Genomic DNA, 18567 nt, shown 5'->3' on the forward strand with positions numbered 1-18567 from the left:
CGGCGCCGCCATGACCACCACCACGGCCCTGCCGACCACTACAGCCAGGAGCGACTCCATGAAGCAGTCCCGCCCGGACGGCACGGCCTCCGTCGCCGACGTCCTCCACGACCCGGAGACGGCGGTCGAGGAGCTCACCCCGGAGCAGCTCGCCGCCCGGTGGGAGGCCGAGGGCCCGCCGCCCGGCGGCCGCGCGGCGGCCCTCGGCTCGACCCTGGCGGTCACGGTGCTGGCGGCTGCCGCGGCCGTGCTGTCCCTGCGCATGGGACTGGGCACACCGCAGCAGCCGGCCCCCGGCATGTGGCCGTTCGTGGTGAGCGTCGTGGCCGTCGTGATCGGCCTGTCCCACCTGGTCCTGGGCCGGCGCGGAGGAGAGGGGGAGAAGTTCACCCGGGAGTCGCTGCTGGCCGCCTGCGGGCTCGTGACCCTCGTGGGGCTGGTGCTGCTCATGCCCGTGATCGGCTTCGAGATCCCCGCCCTGCTCCTGTCCTTCGTCTGGATGAAGTTCCTGGGCGGCGAGACGTGGCGGGCCGCGGCCCTGTACTCCGCGCTCGTCGTCGTCGCCTTCTACCTGATCTTCATCACCGCCCTCGGCACGTCGATCCCGCACCTGTTCTGACGGCCGCCGCCACGGCGGCCACCGACCAAAGGCTCCCGCATGGACTTCCTGCAACCCGCCCTGGACGGCTTCGGCGTCGTCCTCCAACCGACCAACCTGCTGTACTGCCTCCTGGGCGTGACCATCGGCATGCTGATCGGCGTGCTGCCCGGCCTGGGCCCCGCCGCGACCATCGCCATCCTGCTGCCGCTGACCTACGGCATCGAACCGGTGACGGCGATCATCATGCTGGCCGGCATCTTCTACGGGGCCCAGTACGGCGGGACCATCACCTCCGTGCTGCTCCGGCTGCCCGGCGAGGCCAGCTCCGTGGTCACGGTCTTCGACGGCTACATGCTGGCCAAGCAGGGCCGCGCCGGCACCGCGCTGGGCATCGCCGCGATCGGCTCCTTCATCGGCGGCACCGTCGCGATCGTCGGCCTCACCTTCCTGGCCCCGCTCGTCGCCGGCTTCGCCCTCGACTTCGGTCCGCCCGAGTACACCGCGCTCGCCCTGCTCGGCATCCTGCTGGTGGCCACCATCAGCAACGGCAACAAGTCCAAGGCGCTGATCGCCGCGTGCTTCGGGCTGCTGCTGGCCACGGTCGGCCGCGACGTCTTCACCGGAGCCGAACGGCTCACGTTCGGCAACCTCAACCTGGCCGACGGCATCGACTTCGTGCCCGTGGCCATGGGGCTGTTCGGCCTCGGCGAGATCCTGCACAACCTGGAGGAGCGCCACCGTGCGGCCAAGGCGCCCGACAAGGTCTCCAACGTCTGGCCCTCCCGGGCGGACCTCAAGCAGTCGTCCGGGGCCATCGGCCGCGGCTCGGTCCTGGGCTTCTTCCTCGGCATCCTGCCCGGCGGCGGCGCCACGATCTCCTCGATGGCCGCCTACGCCATGGAGAAGAAGCGGGCCAAGCAGCCCGAGCGCTTCGGCAGGGGCGCCATCGAGGGCGTCGCCGGCCCGGAGACCGCCAACAACGCGGCGGCCACCAGCTCCTTCATCCCCCTGCTCACCCTGGGCATCCCGGCCAACGCCACGATGGCCCTGATGTTCGGCGCCCTGCTCATCCAGGGCGTCACGCCGGGCCCGCAGCTCGTCCAGCAGGACCCCGAGCTGTTCTGGGGCGTGGTCAACTCCATGTACGTCGGCAACATCCTGCTGCTGATCATGTCGATCCCCCTCATCGGGGTGTTCGTGCGCATCCTCCGGGTGCGGGGCGCCATCCTCGCCCCCATCACCGTGCTGATCACGATGCTGGGCGCCTACACGATCAACAACTCGATGTTCGACGTCATGCTCGTCGTGGTCTTCGGCGCCGTCGGCTACCTCATGAAGAAGTTCGGCTTCGAGCCCGGCCCCCTGGTGCTGGCCTTCGTCCTCGGCTCCCTGCTGGAGTCCAACCTGCGCCGCTCCCTGCTCGTCTTCGAGGGAGACGTCACCGGGTTCTTCACCCGCCCCATCTCGGCGACCCTGCTGCTGCTGTTCGTGCTCGTCGCCGTGCTGCCCGTCATCCAGTCCGCCCTCCGCCGTCGCAGCGCCTCCGGGACGTCCCCCGCGGGACCGTCCGTCGAGGACTCCGACCGCACCCCTGTCAAGGAGAACGCATGAGCATCCTCGTCGGTTACGTCCCCACCCCCGTCGGCGAGGCCGCCGTCCGCGCCGCCATCGAGGAGGCCCGGCTGCGGGGGGAGCGGCTGCTGATCGTCAACTCCGTGCGCGAGGGCGCCCTGGCGGACAAGTCGGTCGCCTCCGACGACGACCTGCGCCGCGTCACCTCCGCCGCCGAGTCCGCCGGTGTCCCGCACACCGTGCTCCAGCCGTCCCACCGGGACGACCTCGCCCAGGAGATCCTCGACCTCGCCCGCGAGCACGACGTGTCCCGGATCGTCATCGGCCTGCGCCAGCGCTCCCAGGTGGGGAAGTTCATCATGGGCTCGCACGCCCAGCGGATCCTCCTGCAGTCCGACCGGCCGGTCCTGGCCGTGAAGGCGGGGGAGGCGCACCTCTGAGCCCCTGCCCCGCACGGCCGAGGGCGCCGCCGTCGGACAGGAGTCCGGCGGCGGCGCCCTCGGCCGTGCGGGGGTCAGGCGCTCTCGCGCCGCACGATCTCGCCCACCACGTGCTCGATCCGGACCTGGTCGTGGCTCAGGGCGATGTCCGCGGCGGTCTCCCCGATCTGCTCCAGGGGGAAGCGCACGGTGGTCAGGCCCGGGGAGAAGTCCCGCAGGTTGGGGATGTCGTCGAAGCCGGCCACCCGCAGGTCGTCCGGCACCACGAGCCCGGCGTGCCGGAAGCCCGCGATCGCGCCCAGCGCCATGACGTCGTTGCCGACCACGACCGTGAGCCCGCGCACGGCGTCGGCCCCGAGCCGGTCCACCAGCGCCCGTGCGGCCTCGTAGCCGCCCTGGCTGTTGAAGTCCTCCGTGACCTCGGCCTCCGGCTCCAGGCCCGCCCGCTCGAGGGCCGCGCGGAAGCCCGCCCGGCGCTCCGCCGCGCTGGCGAGCTCGTCCGGCCCGCCGAGGAAGGCGAAGCGGGTCCGGCCCGTCCCGATCAGCATGTCCGTCAGGTCGTCGCCGGCGCTGCGGTTGTCGATGGTGACGGCGCCGGCGCCCTCGAGCCAGGCCTGGCCGATGGTCACCACCCGGCCGCCGTTCTTCTGGTAGCGGGTGAGCTCGGCGAGCAGCCGGGGGTCGATCTCCCGCCGCCGCGAGCCCGCCATGATGATCGCGTCGGTGCGGTGGGACGCGAAGGCCGCGACGGCGTCGAGCTGGTCGGTGCCGTCGGTCGCGGCCAGCAGCAGCTGGTGCCGGTCCGTGCGGGCCCGGCGCTGCACGCCCTTGGCGATCGAGGAGAAGTAGGGGTCGGCGATGTCGTGGACCACGAGCCCCACCAGTCCGGTGGTGGACCGCGCCAGCGCCTGCGCCTGGGCGTTGGCCACGTAGCCGAGGGACTCCGCGGCGTCCCGGACGCGCTCCGCGATGTGCTCGGCCGGCCGGCGGTCCGATCCGTTGAGCACCCGGGAGGCCGTGGCCAGGGACACCCCGGCCTCCCGGGCCACCTGGGAGAGGGTCACTGCGCTCATCGTCCGGTCCTGCTTCCTCCTCACCGCATCCGGTGGGCGTCTCGCCCCCGCGCCGGGGAGTCCGGGACCGGGAACGTGTTGACAGTCACACTGAGCCAACCCTAGAGTGGAAAGCGCTTTCCTACAAATTTCCCGAATTCTCTGGAGTTGATGATGTCCGAGCCCCGAGTTCTCCGCATCGCCATGAACGGCATCACCGGCCGCATGGGCTACCGCCAGCACCTGCTGCGCTCGATCCTGCCCATCCGGGACCAGGGAGGAGTGACCCTGCCGGACGGCACCCGCGTGACCGTCGAGCCGATCCTCGTGGGCCGCAACGAGGCCAAGGTCGCCGAGCTGGCGCGCCGGCACGGCGTGGAGCACTGGACCACCGATCTCGACGCGGTCATCGAGGACCCCACCGTGGACGTGGTCTTCGACGCCTCCATGACCAGCCTCCGGGCCGAGACCCTCAAGAAGGCCATGCGCGCCGGCAAGCACGTCTACACCGAGAAGCCGACCGCCGAGACCCTGGACGAGGCGGTCGAGCTGGCGCAGATCGCCCAGGAGCGCGGCGTCACCGCCGGCGTGGTCCACGACAAGCTCTACCTGCCCGGTCTCGTGAAGCTGCGGCGGCTCGTGGACGAGGGCTTCTTCGGCCGGATCCTGTCCCTGCGCGGCGAGTTCGGCTACTGGGTCTTCGAGGGCGAGCACCAGGAGGCCCAGCGCCCGTCCTGGAACTACCGGCGCGAGGACGGCGGGTCCATGACCGTCGACATGTACTGCCACTGGAACTACGTCCTCGAGGGCATCGTGGGCCCGGTCCGGTCCGTCACCTCGACCGCCGTGACGCACATCCCCGCGCGGTGGGACGAGCAGGGCCACGAGTACCCGGCCACCGCGGACGACGCCGCCTACGGCGTCTTCGAGCTCGAGACCCCGGACGGCGACCCCGTGGTCGCCCAGATCAACTCCTCCTGGGCCGTGCGCGTGTACCGCGACGAGCTGGTGGAGTTCCAGGTGGACGGCACCCACGGCTCGGCGGTCGCCGGGCTGAACAAGTGCGTGGCCCAGCAGCGGGCCCACACGCCCAAGCCGGTCTGGAACCCGGACCTGCCCGTCACCGAGTCCTTCCGCGACCAGTGGCTGGAGGTGCCGGCCAACGCGGAGCTGGACAACGGCTTCAAGGCGCAGTGGGAGGAGTTCCTGGCCGACGTCGTAGCGGGCCGCGAGCACCGGTTCGGGCTGCTCTCCGCCGCGCGCGGGGTGCAGCTGGCCGAGCTTGGCCTGCGCTCCTCGGCCGAGCGCCGCACCATCGACATCCCGGCGATCGAGCTCTCCCCGGCCGAGCGGCGCACCGCCGAGGCCGTCCGGTGAGCGCCGTGCTCCTGCCCGACGGCAGCGGATCCCGCACCGAGCACGTGCTCTCCGGGCCGGGGAGCTGGACCCGGCCGCAGGCGCCCCTCACCGCGCGCAAGGCCTACGCCGCCGCGCACGTGGTGCCCCTGGTGCTCGCGGACAACACCCCCGGGGCGCCGGCGCAGCTGGACTGGGACGCGACCCTGGGCTTCCGCCACGACGTCTGGTCCTACGGGCTGGGCGTGGCCGACGCCATGGACACCGCCCAGCGGGGGATGGGACTGGACTGGCCGGCCACCCAGCAGCTGATCCGGCGCTCGACCGCCGAGGCCTCGGCGGCGCTGGCCACCGGCAGCCCGGCCCTGGCGGGCAGGACCGTCCGCGACCTCATCGCGTGCGGGGCGGGCACGGACCAGCTGGACCCGGCGGGCGTCACGCCCGGCGAGAACGGGCTGCGCGCCGTGCTCGAGGCCTATCGGGAGCAGGTCGAGGTGGTCGAGGGCGCCGGGGCGAAGGTCATCCTGATGGCGTCCCGCGCACTGGTGCGGGCCGCCCGGGACGCCGACGACTACCTGCGGGTCTACTCCCAGCTCCTGGGCGAGGCCCGGCACCCGGTGGTCCTGCACTGGCTCGGGACGATGTTCGACCCGGCGCTGGCCGGCTACTGGGGCAGCGACGCGGTGGACACGGCCACGGAGACCTTCCTCGAGCTCATCCGGTCCCACCCGGGGCAGGTCGACGGCGTCAAGGTCTCCCTCCTGGACGCCGCGCACGAGACCCGGCTGCGGGCGGCGCTGCCGGAGGGGGTCCGCCTCTACACCGGCGACGACTTCAACTACCCCGAGCTCATCGACGGCGACGGCACCCGGCACTCCGACGCGCTGCTGGGGATCTTCGCCGGCATCTACCCGGCGGCGTCCACCGCGCTGCAGGCCTACGACGCCGGGGAGCCCGGCCGGGCGCGGGCGATCCTCGACGCCACGGAGGAGCTCGGGCGCCACGTCTTCAGTGCCCCGACCTTCTACTACAAGTGCGGCATCGCGTTCCTGTCCTGGCTCAACGGCAGCCAGCCGGGGTTCCAGATGGTCGGCGGACTGCACTCGGGCCGCTCCGTGCCGCACCTGGTCGAGGTGTTCAGGCTGGCCGACCGGGCCGGGCTCCTGCTCGACCCGGAGCTCGCCGCGCGGCGGATGAGCACCTTCCTCGACGCGGCGGGCCTCGGCGCGCCGGTCCTCGCACCGGCTCTCGTGCCGGCCGGCAGCACCGGAGGTGCGGCATGAGCGCGGACTTCCAGCTGTCGCTGAACACGGGCACCACCCGCGGCCTGACCCTGCAGCAGGCGGTGGACGCCACCGCCCGCGCCGGGCTGGGGCACATCGGCGTGTGGCGCGACCGCGTGGCCGAGGCAGGGCTCGAGAACGCGGCCCGGATCATCGAGCAGGCCGGGCTGCAGGTCTCCAGCCTGTGCCGCGGCGGCTTCCTCACGGCGGCCGACGAGGCCGGGCAGCGGGCCGCGCTCGAGAGCAACCGGGCCGCCATCCGGGAGGCCCAGGTCCTGGGCACGAGCGAGCTGATCATGGTCGTGGGCGGCCTGCCCGCCGCCGCCCACGTCCTGGGCGGCGAGGGCGACCGGGGCGACAAGGACGTCGTGGCCGCCCGCGAGCGCGTGGCCGAACGGCTGGCCGAGCTCGTCCCCTACGCCCTCGAGCACGGGGTGCGCCTCGTGCTCGAGGCCCTCCACCCCATGTACGCGGCCGACCGGGCCGTGCTCTCCACGCTCGGGCAGGCCCTGGACCTCGCCGCCCCGCACCCGGTGGACGCCGTGGGCGTGGTGGTGGACACCTTCCACGTCTGGTGGGACCCCGGGCTGGAGACCCAGATCGCCCGGGCCGGCGCGGAGGGCCGGCTGGCGTCCTACCAGGTCTGCGACTTCAACCTGCCGATCGCCTCCGACGCCCTGCTCTCCCGCGGGATGATGGGGGACGGGGTGATCGACTTCGGCACGATCGGGCGCTGGGTCGCCGCCGCCGGCTACACGGGCCCGGTCGAGGTCGAGATCTTCAACCAGGAGATCTTCGACCAGGACCCGGACGTCGTGCTCGCCGTGATGAAGGAGCGCTGGGAGTCCCTGGTGCTGCCGTCCCTGACCGGCGCACCCGCCCGCGCCACCGCCTGACGTGGGGCCGCACGTGCTCGGCGAGCGGCCCCGGGTGGTCGTGGCCCCGGACAAGTTCAAGGGGTCGCTGACGGCGGCCGAGGCCGCCGCCGTGCTCGCGGCCGGGGTGCGTGAGCACCGGCCCGGGGCCCGGATCCGGGCGGTGCCCCTGGCCGACGGGGGCGAGGGCACCGTCGACGCCGCGGTGGCGGCCGGGGCGCGGCTGCGCCGCACCCTCGTCCGGGGCGCCGTGGAGGGCAGAGTGCGGGCGCGCTGGGCGCTGCTCACGGCGCCCTCCGGCGCCACCACCGCGGTCGTCGAGTCCGCCCAGGCGAGCGGGCTGGACCAGGTGCGCCCGAGTCCGGCGACGGCCCGGGCGGCGCACAGCTACGGCTGCGGCCAGCTGATCCGGGCGGCGCTGGACGCCGGGGCGACCGACGTCGTCGTCGGGCTCGGCGGCTCGGCGATGACGGACGGGGGCTCGGGCGCCCTGCGGGCGCTCGGCCTGGACGTCCTCGACGACGACGGCGCGCCCGTCCCCCTGGGCGGGGAGGGGCTGCTGTCCGCCGCCCGCCTGGACGTCTCCGCCCTGGACCCGAGGCTGCGCACGGTGCGGCTGCGGCTGGCCGTGGACGTGCAGAACCCGCTGCACGGCCCCGACGGGGCCGCGCACGTCTTCGCCCCGCAGAAGGGCGCGAACCGCGATGCCCGGCGCGAGCTGGACGCCGCGCTCCGGCGCTGGGCCGGGCTGCTGGCCGGTCTCGAGGGCGCCCGTCCGTTCCTGCTCCCGGGGGCCGGCGCCGCCGGCGGCTTCCCGTCCGGCTTCCTGGCCCTGACCCCGGCGACGCTCGAGCGCGGCTTCGACCTCGTGTCCTCCCTCGTGGGGCTCGAGGAGCAGCTCGAGGACGCGGACCTGCTCGTCGTCGGCGAGGGGTCGCTGGACGCCCAGTCGCTGCAGGGCAAGGCGCCGCTCGCCGCGGCCGCGCTGGCCGCGGCCCGGGGGGTGCCCGTCGTGGCCGTGGCCGGGCGGCTGGGCCTGTCCGCGGAGCAGCTGCGCGGCGCGGGGGTCCTGGCGGCGGCCTCGCTCGTGGGCGTCGCGCCGTCCGTCCGGGCCGCGCAGGACGAGGCGGAGCGCTACGGCCCGCCGGCGACGGTCGAGGCGCTGCGGCTCCTGGCCGGGCTCCCGTCCGACGGCGGGCCGGCCCCGCGACGGGCGCCGACACAACCGTAGATTGTGGTTGACGTCACAGGAACCGGCCACTAGCCTGGACGCAACGCAGCTCTGGAAAACGCTTTCCCACACGCTTCGAGGAGATACCGATGACAACGACGCACATCGACACCGAACCGCTCCGGGTCTCCCGGGCGCGGCTGCGCCGAGGGGCGGTCCCGGCATGAGCGTCGTCGAGGAGCTGACCCGGGAGGGCCTGCCCGGGAAGCGGGCCAAGCGTGCGGCCGGCCGGCGGAAGCCCCGCGCCGACAGGCGGGACAACAAGGCCGCGGCGGTCTTCCTGGCACCGTGGATCGTGGGACTGGTGGTCATCACCCTGGGCCCCATGCTGATGTCCCTCTACCTCTCCTTCACCGACTACAACCTCATGCGGGCGCCCGACTGGATCGGGACGGAGAACTTCTCCCGGATGCTCGCGGACGAGCGGCTGCACAACTCGCTGCAGGTGACCTTCACGTACGTGCTCGTCGGGGTGCCGCTGCAGCTCATGCTGGCCCTGGCGATCGCCATGGTCCTCGACCGGGGCCTGCGCGGCCTCGCGTTCTACCGCTCCGTCTTCTACCTGCCCTCGCTGCTCGGCTCCTCGGTGGCCATCGCCATCCTCTGGAAGCAGCTCTTCGGCACCACCGGACTGGTCAACCAGCTCCTGGCCCTCGTGGGCATCGAGGGCATCGGCTGGATCGCCGACCCCCGGACCGCGCTCGGCAGCATCATCCTGCTGCACGTGTGGACCTTCGGGGCGCCGATGATCATCTTCCTCGCGGGCCTGCGCCAGATCCCCACCATGTACTACGAGGCGGCCTCCATCGACGGCGCCGGGAAGATCACAAAGTTCTTCCGGATCACGCTGCCGCTGCTGAGCCCGATCATCTTCTTCAACCTGGTGCTGCAGATCATCCAGGCGTTCCAGTCCTTCACGCAGGCGTTCATCGTCTCCGGCGGCCGAGGAGGTCCGTCCGACTCGACGATGTTCTTCACGCTGTACCTGTACCAGACGGGCTTCGGCCGCTTCGACATGGGCTACGCCGCGGCCATGGCCTGGCTGCTGCTCCTCATCATCGGGGCGTTCACCGCCCTCAACTTCATCGCGTCTAAGTATTGGGTGTTCTACGATGACTAATTCGACAATCGCCGACAGCGCCGTCCGGACGGCCGACCAGGACCTCGTCCCGGCGCAGACCGAGGGCTCGCAGAGCGCCCCGGCGCCGAAGCCCCGCGGTCCGGGGACCCGGGCACGGATCCGCTCCCTGCTCAAGCACCTGGCGCTGATCCTCACCGGCGGCGTGATGATCTACCCGCTGCTGTGGATGGTGGCCAGCTCCCTGCGCCCCGACGACATCATCTTCCGCGAGCCCGGGATCCTGCTGCAGACGCTCGAGACCGCGAACTACTCGGACGGGTGGGGCGCCCTGTCCAGCCCGTTCAGCGTGTACCTGTTCAACTCCGCGGTGGTGGTGCTCGGGTGCATCATCGGCAACCTGGTCTCCTGCTCCATGGCGGCCTACGCGTTCGCCCGGCTGGAGTTCCGCTTCAAGAAGCCGGCCTTCGCCCTCATGCTCCTCACGATCATGCTGCCGTTCCACGTGGTGATCGTGCCGCAGTACATCATGTTCTCCCAGATCGGGTGGGTGAACACCTTCTGGCCCCTGATCGTGCCGAAGCTGCTCGCCACCGACGCGTTCTTCGTGTTCCTCATGGTGCAGTTCATCCGCGGCATCCCGAAGGACATGGACGAGGCGGCGCGGATCGACGGCGCCGGGCACGCCCGGATCTTCGGGCAGATCATCCTGCCGATGATGGTCCCGGCCCTGGCCACCACCACGATCTTCACGTTCATCTGGACCTGGAACGACTTCTTCAGCGCCCTGATCTACCTGACCGACCCGAACATGTTCACCGTCCCCGTGGCGCTGCGGGCCTTCGTGGACGCCTCCGGGGAGTCCTCGTGGGGATCCCTGTTCGCGATGTCGATCGTGTCCCTGCTGCCGGTGTTCATCGCCTTCCTCGTGGGACAGAAGTTCCTCGTGAAGGGCATCGCCACCACGGGCATCAAGTAGCCGGCGACGGGCCCCGCGCAGGGGCCCCGGTGTCCCCGGCCCGCCCGGGCCGGGGACACCCGGCCGCCGGCCCCCACCCCCGCACACCCCTCCAGAACCAGGAGCAACCGATGGACAGCGCAGAGCACAGCGGCACGGACGGCACGGCACGGCAGGGGAGGCGGACCCGGTACGTCCTGGTCGGCACCGGCAACCGGTGCGAGATGTACCTCCGCTCCCTGCTGGACGACCACGCCGACGTCGCCGAGCTGGTGGCGGTGGGCGACACCAACCCCGGGCGGGCCGAGCACTACCGCCGGCTCGCCGAGGAGACCTCGGGCGTCCGGATCGGCGTCCTGGACCCCGCGGAGCTCACCCGGACGATCCGCGAGCAGGGGATCGACCGGGTCATCATCACCACCCCCGACCTCACCCACGCCGACTACATCTGTCAGACGCTGCGCGCCGGGGCGGACGCCGTCGTCGAGAAGCCCCTGACCGTGGACGCCGAGGGCTGCCGCCGGATCACCGCGGCCGTCGAGGAGACCGGCCGCCACGTGGTGGTCACCTTCAACTACCGGTACTCCCCGCGCAACACCGCCCTCAAGGACGTCGTGCAGTCCGGGGCGATCGGCACGGTCACCTCCGTGGACTTCAGCTGGATGCTCGACACCGTGCACGGCGCCGACTACTTCCGCCGCTGGCACCGGCAGAAGGAGAACTCCGGCGGGCTGCTGGTGCACAAGTCCTCCCACCACTTCGACCTGGTCAACTGGTGGCTGGCCGACACCCCGGAGCGGGTCTTCGCCTCGGGCGGGCTGCGGTTCTACGGCCGGGACAACGCCGAGGCCCGGGCGCGCGCGGGCGCCCCCGCACGGGATGTCGACGGGGGCGACCCCTTCGCCCTGGACCTGCGCACCGACGAGCGGCTGAGCCGGCTCTACCTCGACCACCAGCACCACGACGGGTACCGCCGGGACCAGGACGTGTTCTCCGACGGGATCAGCATCGAGGACAACCTGGCCCTCGTGGTCGACTACGCCCGCGGCGCCACCCTCTCCTACTCCCTCAACGCCCACTCCCCGTGGGAGGGGTACCGGGTGGCCGTCAACGGCACCGAGGGCCGGGCCGAGCTGGAGGTCGTCGAACGGGCGGCGGTCCTGCCGGCGAGCGGTGGCTCCCCGGTGGACCCCTCGGTCACGGTGGGCCCCCTCCGGGGCGGTGCCCGCAGCCGCGGCGAGCGCCTGACCGTCCAGCGCCACTGGGGCGCCGCCGAGGAGGTCGTCATCAGCAACGGGGCGGGCAGCCACGGCGGCGGGGACCGGCTGCTGCTGGCCGACGTCTTCCGCGGCCCCGGCGAGGACCCGTACGGGCGGCCCTCCGGCTACCGGGACGGCGTGGCGGCGGTGGCCGTGGGCATCGCCGGCAACCGCTCCCTCGAGTCCGGGCTGCCCGTCCGGATCGCCGAGCTGGACCTGGGGGCGACCTCCGGGGCGAGCCGGAGCGAGGTCCCGGCATGAGCCGCGTCCTCGTCACCGGCGGCGCGGGCCGGCTCGGCCGCAGCGTGGTCGCCGGGCTGGCGGAGGCTGGCTACGACGTCCTCAGCGTCGACCGGTCCCTGCCCGCGGACCCCGCCGGCTCCCACCCCGCCGTGGAGCACCGCGGCGCGGAGCTCACCGACCCGGACGCCGTGCACGCGCTGATGCGCGCGGTCCGCCCGGACGCCGTGATCAACCTGGCGGCCATCGCCGTCCCGTTCAGCGCCCCCGAGCACGTCATCCTGCAGACCAACGCGGTGATCGCGCACAACGTGGCCGGCGCGGCGACCGAGGCCGGAGTGCGGCGGATCGTCATGGCCAGCAGCCCCACGGTGCTGGGCTACGGCTCCCCGGCGGGCTGGCTGCCGCCCGCCCTCCCGCTCACCGAGGAGACCCCGCCCCGGCCGTGGCACGCCTACGGGCTGTCCAAGCACGTGGCGGAGCAGGTGGCACAGATGTTCGCCGCCGCCCGGGGCGAGGCCGTGCGCTACGCGTCCTTCCGCCCCTGCTACGTGATCGCCCCCGAGGAGTGGGAGGGCGCCCCCACGCAGCAGGGCCACACCGTGCGGGAGCGGCTCGACGACCCCGCGCTCGCCGCGCCGGCGCTGTTCAACTACGTGGACGCCCGGGACGTCACGGCCTTCCTGGAGGCGCTGCTGGAACGGATGGGCGCGATCCGCAACGGCGACACCTTCCTGGTGGGCGCCGCCGACGCCCTGGCCCGGCGCCCGCTCGCGGAGCTGCTGCCCGAGTTCGTCCCGGGCAGCGAGCAGCTCGCCGCGGGGCTGACCGGGACGGCCCCCGCCTTCAGCATCGACAAGGCCCGCCGGGTCCTGGACTGGGAGCCGGCGCGCAGCTGGCGCACCGAGCTCCGGGAGGAGCCCGTGGCCGCCGCGGCCGGGGAGCCCGCGGGCGCCGGCCGGCACGGGAAGGACACCGCATGAGCATCGCCGCCCTGCACACGGAGCTCATCACGGCCCGGCTGCCGCGCAGCTGGGGGCCGGAGGCCCCGCAGAACCACGTCGTGGCCGTCACGGTCGTGGCCGACGACGGCGCCACCGGCACCGGCTTCTCCTGGACCCCGACGATCGGGGCGACGGCCGTCAAGACGCTCCTCGACGACGACCTCGCGGGCTTCGTGCGCGGGCGCACCGAGAACCCCGAGGCCCTCTGGGACGACGCCTGGAAGCACCTGCACGAGGGCGGCACCGGGCTGACCGGGGTGGCGCTCGCGGGCGTGGACCTCGCGCTGTGGGACCTGCGGGCGCGCCGGGCCGGGGTCTCGATCACCGCGCTGCTGGGCCGGCGGCAGGAGAGCGTGGCCGTCTACGGCTCCGGCGTGAACCTGCACTACACCCTGGAGGAGCTGCAGGAGCAGGTGCGCCGGTGGGTCGCCGCCGGCTTCGGCGCGGTCAAGATCAAGGTGGGCAGGGCCGACCTGCGCGAGGACGTGGAACGCGTGGCGGCCGTCCGCGAGCTGCTCGGCCCGCACCGCGGGCTCATGGTCGACGCCAACCAGCGGTGGGACCTGCCCACGGCGCGCCGGGCCCTGGACGCCCTCGCCGAGTTCGGGCCGTCGTGGCTGGAGGAGCCGCTGCGCGCCGACGACCTCGAGGGCTACCGGCAGCTGCGCCGGTTCAGCCGGGTCCCCATCGCCCTGGGGGAGAACCTGCACAACGTCTACCGCTTCCGGGACTTCATCACGGCCGGCGCCGTGGACGTCGTCCAGCCGAACATCGTCCGGGTGGGCGGCATCACGCCGTTCCGGCGGATCGTGGAGCTCGCGCGCACGCACAGCGTGGGGATCGCCCCGCACCTGCTGCCGGACCTCTCCGGGCAGCTGGCCCTGACCCTCGCCGAGCCCACCACGGTCGAGGTCGTGGAGGACGCCGGGTTCGCGGACCTCGGGATCCTGGACGGGCCGTCCCCGGTCCTGGTGACCGGCTCGCGGCTGGAGACCCGGGACCTGCCCGGTCTCGGGCTGGCGCTGCGGCAGCAGGTGCTGCCCGCCCTGGACGGTGCGCGTCCCTGAGCACCGGAGCCCGGACCGCCGGAAGGCCCGCACCCCCGGGGTGCGGGCCTTCCGGCTCGGTGCGGGCGGACGGGGGCGGTCAGCGCTCCAGCACGGCCGGGCGGTCCCGGCCCCGGACCCGGACCACGGGCCAGCGCGGGTCCACGGACAGGGGCACGACGCCGCCGGGACCCAGCAGCACCGTGTCCTCGATCTTCGTGCCCGGCGCGGACGGGTTCCACGTGAAGGCCTGGTGCTCGTGCACGAGGTCCGGCACCCCGGGGGCGAGCCGCGGGTCCCGCCCGGCGTACCCGGCGGGCCCGCCCTGGTGGTGGCGGGTCCACTCCTCGGCGTCGAAGCCGTGGCGCGGATAGGCGTGACGGAGCACCGGCAGCAGGTCGGCGAGGGGCAGCCCGGGGCGCAGCGCGTCGAGGACGTCGGCCTCGACCTCCGCGATCCTCGCCTCCGCGTCCGTCTCGGCGGGCTCGGCCGGGCCGAAGCGCACCCAGCGGGTCGCATTGGCGATGAGTCCGCCGCGGCGGGCGCAGACGACCGCCATCGCGCGCCGGCCCAGCGGTCCGGCGGTCGGCAGGGGGTGGCGGTGGGGCAGGCGGTCGGCGCCCCCGCACAGCACCACGACGGGTTCCGCGCCCGCGCGCACCAGGCCGGCGGTCAGCTCGGCGGCGAGCTCCCGCTCGGTGGTGCGCGGCGTCGCCCGGGTCAGCGCCCCGGTCAGCACCGCCGCGGCGTCCCGGCACAGCTGCGCGTAGCGCTGCGCCTCGCCGGGGAGCAGCGAGGCCCGCGCCGCCCGCAGCGGTGCGGCGACGCACTCCTCGGCGGCCACGGCCATCGCACGCGCCCCGGGGAACCAGTCCTCCGGCGCCGTGAGGGACCCGTGCCAGGGCACCTCGTGCAGCCGGACGCCCGCGGGCAGCTCCTCGGCCACCAGGCGGGCGGCCTCGTTGGCGGAGGTCACGACCTCGTCGCCGTCCCGGTGCACCAGGACCGCGGCCACCGGCGGACCGGCGAGCGAGACGTGCACGCGCGCGCCGTCGAGGTACCAGGACACGGCGGAGTGGCTCTGCAGCAGCACGGCGTCCACCCCGTGCGCGTCCAGCACCCGCAGGACCCGCCGGCGCTTCTCCGCCCGCTCCGGGGCGCTCACGCGGTCCGGCCCCGGGCCGCGTCCCCGAGCAGGGCCTCCACCCGGGAGGTGTCGAGACGGCCGTCGACGACGAGCACGCGCACCTCCCGCTCGACCGGCCGGTCCGTCGTCGTCGTGACGGGCGCGTCCCAGGCCAGGGCGAGGCCCACCCCCGGGTACCCGGCGTGCCGGACGAACCAGGGGTCGGCCGAGTCGTCGCCGCGCCGCAGGATGAGGGTCGCGGGGCGCCCCGCGAACTCGGCGGAGAAGGCGAGCCACGGGGAGGTGCTGCCGTGCACGGCCTGCTCGCCCGCCGCGTCCGCGGTGAACACGTCCGCGTCGGTGCAGGCGGGGAGCCGCCAGAAGAATCCTCCGTAGCCGCCGCCGGCCCGCCCGTTGGAGCCGGGGCTGCCGAGCAGCACCGGGTGGTCGCCGGCGGGGGAGAGGCGGAAGCGCAGGCCGAGCTCCCAGGCGCGCTCGTGCACGGGCCGGAACGTCCAGCGGCGCTCCTCGGTCAGCACCGCGGCGCCGTCCGGGCCCGTCCAGGCGAGCTCCTCGTCGAGGCGGTCGTCGGCGTGGTGCGCCGCGACCCGGAGCACACGGCCGTGGTCCTCCCGCCACACGTAGCGCTGCGCCTCCCGGGTGTAGGTGCGCCCGCCCCAGAAGTTGAGGCCGTCCACGTCCTGGAGCGCCGTGCCGACCCCCAGGTGCCAGACGTGGTCCAGGGGCTGCTGGTCCGTGAGGACGACGCCGCCGAGGGTCCGCACGGGGTGCAGGAACGGGCGGGGGGAGGAGGTCGGGGCGACGTCCTCGCCCGTGCGGACCTGCGCCACCTCGCGCTCGCCGAGGAGCACGCTCCCGCTCGTGGCGGGTTGCGCCCAGGGGGCGCCCAGGCCGGCGAAGTCCGACTGCGCCCTGACCGCCCGCGCCGCCCAGTCCTCGATCCCGTCGAGGACGGCGCGCGGCGCCGTCCCGTCCTCCTGGTGCCAGCGGACGTGCTCGGGGGCGATCGGGACGGGGTCCGGGGCGCTGCGGACGGCGTCCAGCACCCGCACGAAGGCCCCCGTGGCGACCAGCGGGCACAGCAGCGCGGTGCCCCGGGCCCGGGCGTCGATCAGGTTCTCGAGCAGGTTCGTGCGCCCGGACTCGACAACCCGCGTCCCCTCCGGGCCGGTGACGGTCAGCCGGTCCTGGGTGTAGTGCAGGACGGCCTGCCCCTCCGTGCCCTCCACGGTGATGAACGGGTCCTGCTGCTCGGCGGCGCACAGGGTCAGGGCACACGTGACCGGGATCCCGGCCGCGGTGCGCACCCGGACCACCGAGGTGTCGTCGGACTCGATGGCGTTGGCGCGGTAGAGCTCGGTGCTCAGCTCGGCGACGTCCTCGCGGGTGCGGGCGCCGGCGAGGTGCAGGGCGGTCATCACCGCGTGGGCCAGCGGGTTGGTGACCACGCCGTCCACCACGTCCACCCCGCCGATGCGGCGCCGCCCGGCCCACGGGGACCGGGTGAAGTAGTCGGTGTCCCGGGACCACAGCCCCGTGGCGCCCACCGCGCGCAGCCGCCCGATCTCCCCGCTGGCGAGCAGTCGCTCGACGACCTCCAGGGAGTGGGAGCCCAGGCTCTGGAAGCCCACCTGGACGAGCCGGTCCGCCGCCCCGGCGGCCTCGAGGAGGCGGTCGAACTGGTCGAGGCTGGCCACGGGGGGCTTCTCGAGCAGGACGTCGGCCCCCATCCGGAGGGCGGCCAGGGCGAGGTCGAAGTGGGTGTCGATGGGGGTGGAGACCACCACGACGTCCACGTCCGGGCCGGCGTCCTCCAGCTGCGCCAGGTCGCCGAACATGGGCACGTCCGGTCCGAGCACCCCGTCGTCGTCGACCCGCCGGTCGACGGCCGCCACCAGGCGGACACGGCCCTCCTCCTCGAGCCGGCGGATGTTCGCGAGGTGGCGTCCGCCGAAGCCGCCGATCCCCACCAGGCAGACGCGCACGGGTCCCTCCGGCGCGGTGCGGGCGGCGGGGGCGGACACGGTCTGGGTCTGCACAGGTTCTCCTGGATTCGGCGGGCGGGTTCGGCTGTCGGAGGCAGGTGGAGCCGCGGGCGCCGGACGGTGCCGTCCGGCGCCCGCGGAGTGTGCGGGGGGTCAGCTGATCGCCGACTCCATCTCGGACATCATGCGCTCGGCGGCCTCCTCGGGGGTCGAGCGCTCGAAGAGCACGTCGAGCTCGTAGCGGTAGATGATCTCCTGCAGGGTGCTGAAGCCCAGCGGCGGGACCGGCAGCGCCTCGCCCAGCTCGGGCTGGATCTCCTCGACGAACTCCGCGGCCGCGGTGTCCGCCTCGCTGAGCTCGGGCAGCACGGCCTCGCGCACCGTCTCGTTGGCGGGCAGGCCGCGGTCCGCGAGGTTGATCTTGCCGGCCTCCTCGCTGTTGACCATGAAGTCGATGAACGCCTTGACCTCCTCGGGGTGCTCGGTGCGGGCGGAGGCGGACATGAACATGGCCGACTTCTGGAAGAGCTGCGCGCCGCCCTCGGTGCCGTCGGTGCTCGGGAAGCGGAGCGGAACGAGCTGGTTGCCGGACGCGGCGTTGAGGGCGCTCAGCTGGTTGGTCCACCACATGCCCATGGCCGCGCCGTTGGTGCCGGTGAGCGACTGGTCGGGGCCCGGCTCCTGGTCCTCCGTGACCACCGAGGCCGGGGGTAGGGCGCCGTCCTCCATCATCTGGTGCCACATGCCCAGGTAGCCGGCGGCGTCGCTCGCCTCGAAGCCGAGCTGCCCCTCGGGCGTGGTGAGCTCCTTGCCCTGCTGGCGCAGCCAGATCTGGAAGCCGGCCGGCTCGTTCGGGCCGCTGGTGCCGTGGACGTCCGTGTTCTCGGCGATCTGCTGGGAGACCTCGGAGAAGTCGTCCCAGGTCCACGTGGAGTCGTCCGGCAGCTCGACCCCGGCCTCCTCGTAGATGGTGGGGTTCGCCATCATCGCCATCACGTTGACGCCCGTGGCCACGCCGAAGAGGCCCTCCTCGGTCCGGCCGCTGTCCACGACGCCCTCGTCGAGCTCGGCGACGTCCACGTCGGAGAGGTCCAGCAGCGCGCCGTTGTCCGCGTACTCGCGCAGGTACTTCTCGTCCATCTGGATGATGTCCGGGGCGTCGCTGGAGGCCGTCTGCGTGGCCAGCTTGTCCCAGTAGCCGCCGAAGTCGCCGTACTCGCCCACGATGGTGACCCCCGGGTTCTGCTCCTCGAAGGCGTCGATGATCTCCTGCGTCTGCTGGTGGCGGGTGTCCGAGCCCCACCAGGCGAAGCGCAGCTCGACGTTGCCGTCGGCGTTCGCATCGTCGGCGCCGCCGCAGCCGGTCAGGGCCAGCGCCGACACGCTGAGGACGGTGGCGGCCTTCGCGAGGGTTCCCGTTCGCTTCATGCTGATCATGTC

The 18567-nt window shown here is 73.7% G+C and carries 16 protein-coding genes; 12 read left to right on the plus strand and 4 right to left on the minus strand.

The window, feature by feature from the left end; genetic code table 11:
- Positions 1-10 precede the first annotated feature (10 nt).
- Genes H488_RS33735 through H488_RS33745 form a run of 3 tightly spaced genes read left to right on the plus strand, consistent with a single transcriptional unit; the run spans position 11 to position 2613 of the window.
- Entirely contained in the window at positions 11-619 is a 609-nt protein-coding gene (locus H488_RS33735) for a tripartite tricarboxylate transporter TctB family protein (protein WP_229587592.1), read from the plus strand.
- Between the two features lie 39 nt (positions 620-658).
- Positions 659-2212, plus strand: a complete 1554-nt coding sequence (locus H488_RS33740; protein ID WP_017834661.1) for a tripartite tricarboxylate transporter permease — start codon at positions 659-661, stop codon at positions 2210-2212.
- A complete protein-coding gene (locus tag H488_RS33745; protein ID WP_017834662.1) occupies positions 2209-2613 on the plus strand; it encodes a universal stress protein in 405 nt (134 codons plus the stop codon). Before H488_RS33740 ends, H488_RS33745 begins: the two co-directional genes overlap by 4 nt.
- Positions 2614-2687: 74 nt before the next feature.
- On the opposite strand, the gene H488_RS33750 is transcribed toward H488_RS33745, so the two are convergent.
- On the minus strand, positions 2688-3686 hold the full coding sequence (locus tag H488_RS33750) for a LacI family DNA-binding transcriptional regulator (RefSeq protein ID WP_031283663.1): 999 nt from the start codon (positions 3684-3686) through the stop codon (positions 2688-2690).
- A gap of 153 nt (positions 3687-3839) precedes the next feature.
- On the opposite strand from H488_RS33750, the gene H488_RS33755 reads away from it, so the two are divergent.
- The 9 genes from H488_RS33755 (at position 3840) to H488_RS33795 (ending at position 14016) form a co-directional block, all read left to right on the plus strand.
- Positions 3840-5042 (plus strand): Gfo/Idh/MocA family protein, encoded by a 1203-nt coding sequence (locus H488_RS33755; RefSeq protein ID WP_017834664.1) that lies wholly within the window; start codon positions 3840-3842, stop codon positions 5040-5042.
- Positions 5039-6304 carry a dihydrodipicolinate synthase family protein gene (locus H488_RS33760; protein ID WP_017834665.1) on the plus strand — a complete coding sequence of 422 codons (1266 nt, stop codon included), beginning with the start codon at positions 5039-5041 and terminating at the stop codon, positions 6302-6304. The genes H488_RS33755 and H488_RS33760 overlap by 4 nt, the downstream gene beginning before the upstream one ends.
- Positions 6301-7200 carry a sugar phosphate isomerase/epimerase family protein gene (locus H488_RS33765; protein WP_017834666.1) on the plus strand — a complete coding sequence of 300 codons (900 nt, stop codon included), beginning with the start codon at positions 6301-6303 and terminating at the stop codon, positions 7198-7200. The genes H488_RS33760 and H488_RS33765 overlap by 4 nt, the downstream gene beginning before the upstream one ends.
- Before the next feature lie 13 nt (positions 7201-7213).
- Positions 7214-8410 carry a glycerate kinase gene (locus tag H488_RS33770; RefSeq protein ID WP_017834667.1) on the plus strand — a complete coding sequence of 399 codons (1197 nt, stop codon included), beginning with the start codon at positions 7214-7216 and terminating at the stop codon, positions 8408-8410.
- Positions 8411-8573: 163 nt separating this feature from the next.
- A complete protein-coding gene (locus tag H488_RS33775; RefSeq protein ID WP_017834668.1) occupies positions 8574-9530 on the plus strand; it encodes a carbohydrate ABC transporter permease in 957 nt (318 codons plus the stop codon).
- On the plus strand, positions 9523-10467 hold the full coding sequence (locus H488_RS33780) for a carbohydrate ABC transporter permease (RefSeq protein ID WP_017834669.1): 945 nt from the start codon (positions 9523-9525) through the stop codon (positions 10465-10467). Before H488_RS33775 ends, H488_RS33780 begins: the two co-directional genes overlap by 8 nt.
- Positions 10468-10577: 110 nt before the next feature.
- On the plus strand, positions 10578-11966 hold the full coding sequence (locus tag H488_RS33785) for a Gfo/Idh/MocA family protein (protein ID WP_017834670.1): 1389 nt from the start codon (positions 10578-10580) through the stop codon (positions 11964-11966).
- Positions 11963-12928: an NAD-dependent epimerase/dehydratase family protein gene (locus H488_RS33790; RefSeq protein WP_017834671.1), complete on the plus strand. Its 966-nt coding sequence runs from the start codon at positions 11963-11965 to the stop codon at positions 12926-12928. The genes H488_RS33785 and H488_RS33790 overlap by 4 nt, the downstream gene beginning before the upstream one ends.
- Complete coding sequence (locus H488_RS33795) at positions 12925-14016, plus strand: mandelate racemase/muconate lactonizing enzyme family protein (RefSeq protein WP_017834672.1); 1092 nt, start codon at positions 12925-12927, stop codon at positions 14014-14016. The genes H488_RS33790 and H488_RS33795 overlap by 4 nt, the downstream gene beginning before the upstream one ends.
- Before the next feature lie 79 nt (positions 14017-14095).
- Here H488_RS33795 and H488_RS33800 read toward each other — a convergent pair whose 3' ends face one another.
- The 3 genes from H488_RS33800 to H488_RS33810 all read right to left on the minus strand — a co-directional run bounded on the left by H488_RS33800 (position 14096) and on the right by H488_RS33810 (position 18555).
- Entirely contained in the window at positions 14096-15160 is a 1065-nt protein-coding gene (locus H488_RS33800) for a M24 family metallopeptidase (RefSeq protein ID WP_017834673.1), read from the minus strand.
- The gene (locus H488_RS33805; protein ID WP_017834674.1) at positions 15157-17181 is read right to left on the minus strand and encodes a DUF6807 family protein; all 2025 of its coding nucleotides are present in this window, start codon (positions 17179-17181) and stop codon (positions 15157-15159) included. Before H488_RS33805 ends, H488_RS33800 begins: the two co-directional genes overlap by 4 nt.
- 99 nt (positions 17182-17280) lie before the next feature.
- Complete coding sequence (locus tag H488_RS33810; protein ID WP_043739617.1) at positions 17281-18555, minus strand: ABC transporter substrate-binding protein; 1275 nt, start codon at positions 18553-18555, stop codon at positions 17281-17283.
- Between the last annotated feature and the right edge of the window lie 12 nt (positions 18556-18567).

The sequence above is a fragment of the Kocuria sp. UCD-OTCP genome, from assembly GCF_000349605.1.
Taxonomy (GTDB): domain Bacteria; phylum Actinomycetota; class Actinomycetes; order Actinomycetales; family Micrococcaceae; genus Kocuria; species Kocuria rosea.